A 3,647-nucleotide genomic window follows, 5' to 3' on the forward strand; every position below is an offset into this window, starting at 1 on the left:
CGTGTTGCCGGAGGCCTTTTGATAGGCCGCCAGAGCATACAAGTCAGTGCGCTTGGACAACGCGTAGTCCGCGCCAAGACTGACCTGGTTGTAGCTGGCGTCGACGTTGTTGCCGCTGCCCTTCGTGTAGTTGTAGCCGACCCCGAGCTCGATGGCAGCGTTCAACTGGTAGTTAACGAACGCCTGCCCCGTGTTGAACCGGGTGCCGTTGTTCGGGCCCGCGGCAGCCGCGTAGTTGCCGTAGTCAACGTTGCTATAGGCAGCGCCCAGCGTAACCGGGCCGATTGCATAGGTCGCGGCGGCGCGGATGATTTGCAGCGTGCTCGCAGAAATAAACGCACCGTTGATGGCAGACGAGTCGAGACCGGTCGAAGTAAAGCCATCGTATGTCGAGGACGTACCATTGTTGTTCGCGCGAAGATAACCGGCAGCCAGATTGAAGGGGCCATGGTTATAGGCCGCCGCAATCGCGTAGGTCTGTCCGCCGCTAGTTTCGCCGGCTTCCCCGCCGAAGGCATACATGGCTGACACCTGGAGGCCGGCATAGGTCGGGCTGGTGTATTTGATCGAGTTGTTGACACGGGAACTGTTGTCGTAGTTATCCATGTCACCGGGTGTTGCAAAGGCCGAGCCGTATGTATCGTCCTCTGTAAGCGGTTGGATCAGGTCAACGAGCGGGTCGTATTGACGGCCCATGGTGACGGTGCCGAAACTCTTGTCAGCAAGACCAACCATTGCGGTACGACCGAACATACGCCCGCCCTGGCCGGCTTCGCCGTTGTTCACGTTAAATCCGGCTTGCAGATTGAAGATAGCGGACAGGCCGCCACCGAGGTCTTCGTTACCTTTCAAACCCCAGTTATCGCCTGTAAGCGTGCCCGATACCATCTGAAACGTTCCACCCGACCCGTGCGTTCCCTTCTGGTTACTAAAATAGGCGACCGCCGTGTCGATCGTACCGTACAAGGTGACACTGCTTTGGGCGTGCGCTGCGGATGAAACCACAACGAGGGCGGCGAGTGAGAGAGGCTTTAATTTCATAATCTGTTCCGATGTGAATGTGCCACTGTCTTGTAAGGTCGTCGCCTCGCATGCCACTTCGCGGATACATCAATATGGCGTGAGCTTCGTTCCGACCACCAGACCCATCGGATTTTCTGGATTCACGTGATAAGGCATCCTCTATTTCTTGTTTGATCGAACAGGGTGCCTTTCAAGGGTCATATCTATTGACCATCGCGCCCGTTCAATTCATGCGAGTGGCGCTGTCGGGCGGTACCAGTAACAATCTAAACGCGAATTTAGGTTGTCAATTTTTCATTGTCATCGTTGTGAACTGAAAGAGTGAATTTCACTCGGCGGGGAGGAGCCTAAACAGTTATGACCGTTGTACCTTGAAAGCTGCCGATTAGATGGCGCCTAGTCCAGAGTCCGGAGTGGGTCGCCTACAGCAACTCGTCGTGGGACCGGGTAATCAACGTCTACGGTCGTCTCAGTAGCAGAGTATGGCGGCGAGTCAGGGGAAATGTGAAAGATGCAATCCGGTAGCCATTCGCTCGCACGCAACCAGTGCGATCGCACGAGCGAACGCTGTTCGAGATAAAGTGACTTTCGCCGTCACTTGAAATAGAAAGAAATATTATTGTCTCCCTTCCTTTCGCGCCGCTCGGAATCCGGCGTCGACAATCTCATATACTCCCGTCACGTACTGATCGCGACCACCATCGCCATCGTGCCGTCCGATTCCCCTCAACCGCCGCAACGATGGCGACGCCTTCGACATGGATTCCGTTTCCATACAGCAATATTGCAACGTCCGGTTCAAGGAAGCTCAACAGGCGTATCAGTCCGGTAATTTGAACGCTGCCGCGCAGTTGCTAGAACGTCTCGTCGCCATCAATCCCGCCCATGCCGACGGCATGCACCTACGCGGCCTGGTTGCATTTGCCGCGAATCAGCACGCTTCTGCACAAGCGTGGATTTCGCGTGCAATTAATGCCTTCCCCAATCCAGCGTTCTACAACAGCCTGTGCATCGTCCAATTGACGATGAAGACCTTCGCCGTCGCGGCTCAAAGTGCTCGGGAAGGGTTGGCGCGCCAGCCCGATTTCGCCATCCTTCACTACCACCTGGCGCTGGCCCTTCAGTTCGACGGGAATCTGCCTGATGCCGCCGTCCACTATCGCAAGGCAATTGAGCTTGATCCCAGCAATGCCGAGGCGCATAACAATCTTGGGACTGTCCTGAACGACCTGGGAGATCCGCAAGCGGCTCTGCAGCATACCCGGCAGGCACTTGAACTTGCGCCAGACGTTCCGGCGGTGCACAACAACATTGGCAAGACGCTTATGTCGTTAGGTAAACTGGATAGTGCGGAGTTGCATTTCCGGCGCGCGATTGCCATTGACCCTGACAATTTTTCATATTACCGATTTCTGGTTCAGACCGGGCGCCTGTCCGCCAGCGATCCGTGCGTTATTGCCATGGCCGATCGGATCAAGCGTGTTGATTCGCTGACGCCAGTCAACCAGATGCATTTGCACTTCGCATTCGGGCAGACGCTCGCCGACAACGGCAACCACGAGCAGTCGTTCGAACACTTTCGGCGAGCCAATGCTATATATCGAGTCAGCATTCACTACGATGAAGAACGCACGCTCAACCTGCTCAGAGACATTCCCAGCTTGATAACGTCCGCGCTTCTGGAGGCCAATCGCGGGAGAGGCGACCCATCCTGCTCCCCGGTCTTTATCGTAGGGATGCCACGCTCAGGATCAACGCTCGTCGAACAGATCCTTGCCAGCCATCCCCGGGTATTCGGACTCGGGGAACGTCCCGACTTTGAAAGGGCACTACAGGCACGGATGAACCTAAGCAGCAGGGTTGACATCGATGCGCTCCGCGCAATTGCGGCTACTCCATTGACTTCAATTGGCAACGACTACTTGTGCCGTATTCATGCTGTGGTGAGCAATGCTCAAGACTATCAGCGGATTACCGACAAATATCTCTTTAACTTCGTCTATCTGGGCATGATTCATCTGGCCTTGCCGAATGCCAGGTTTGTCCATATCCGAAGGGATCCGGTGGAAACCTGCCTATCAATATATTCGAAGCTTTTCGGCGATATTCCGTTTGCCTATGAGCTGGGTGAACTTGGCCGGTATTATCGCGCCTACGCCGATCTGATGGCGCATTGGCGAAGTATCTTGCCGGAAGGAACCATGATCGAAATTCAGTACGAGGATCTGGTCAATGATTTCGAGTACAACGTCCGCCGGATGCTTGCTCATTGCGGGCTCGAATGGGACGAACGCTGCCTGCGGTTTCATCAAACCAGGCGTCCGGTCGTGACCATGAGTGCCCGGCAGGTTCGCGAACCGCTGTTTAGATCGTCATTGCGGCGTTGGCGTCCAGCCCAGACATTGTTGCAACCGCTTCTGGATGGCCTGGCGAGCTAAATGGGCAAGCCAAAAGCATAAGCGTCAAGGACAGACCCGGCTGGAAAATCCGGCACCTTCGGATTCTTTAGGAACGGTTTACAGAGGCATAAGGCAGCACGTGCGCAAAGCTGGGCGGATCGCGTCGGGCAGAAGCCGGCCCAGACTGTGTCAAAACACATTTTTGAAGCGCTAGAATTCTTCATT

2 protein-coding genes are annotated in these 3,647 nt (G+C 55.3%); one reads left to right on the forward strand and one right to left on the reverse strand.

Going from position 1 to position 3,647, the window contains the following annotated elements; all coding sequences use genetic code 11:
- Window positions 1-1,041: porin (locus P0D89_RS51515; RefSeq protein WP_408379402.1), on the reverse strand; the 1,041-nt coding region annotated here is incomplete at its 3' end.
- Window positions 1,042-1,781: 740 nt separating this feature from the next.
- Between P0D89_RS51515 and P0D89_RS51520 the strand changes: the two genes are divergently transcribed.
- Window positions 1,782-3,461 (forward strand): sulfotransferase, encoded by a 1,680-nt coding sequence (locus P0D89_RS51520; RefSeq protein WP_408370857.1) that lies wholly within the window; start codon window positions 1,782-1,784, stop codon window positions 3,459-3,461.
- Window positions 3,462-3,647 lie beyond the last annotated feature (186 nt).

Source organism: Paraburkholderia sp. RL18-085-BIA-A (genome assembly GCF_046027075.1).
Taxonomy (GTDB): Bacteria; Pseudomonadota; Gammaproteobacteria; order Burkholderiales; family Burkholderiaceae; genus Paraburkholderia.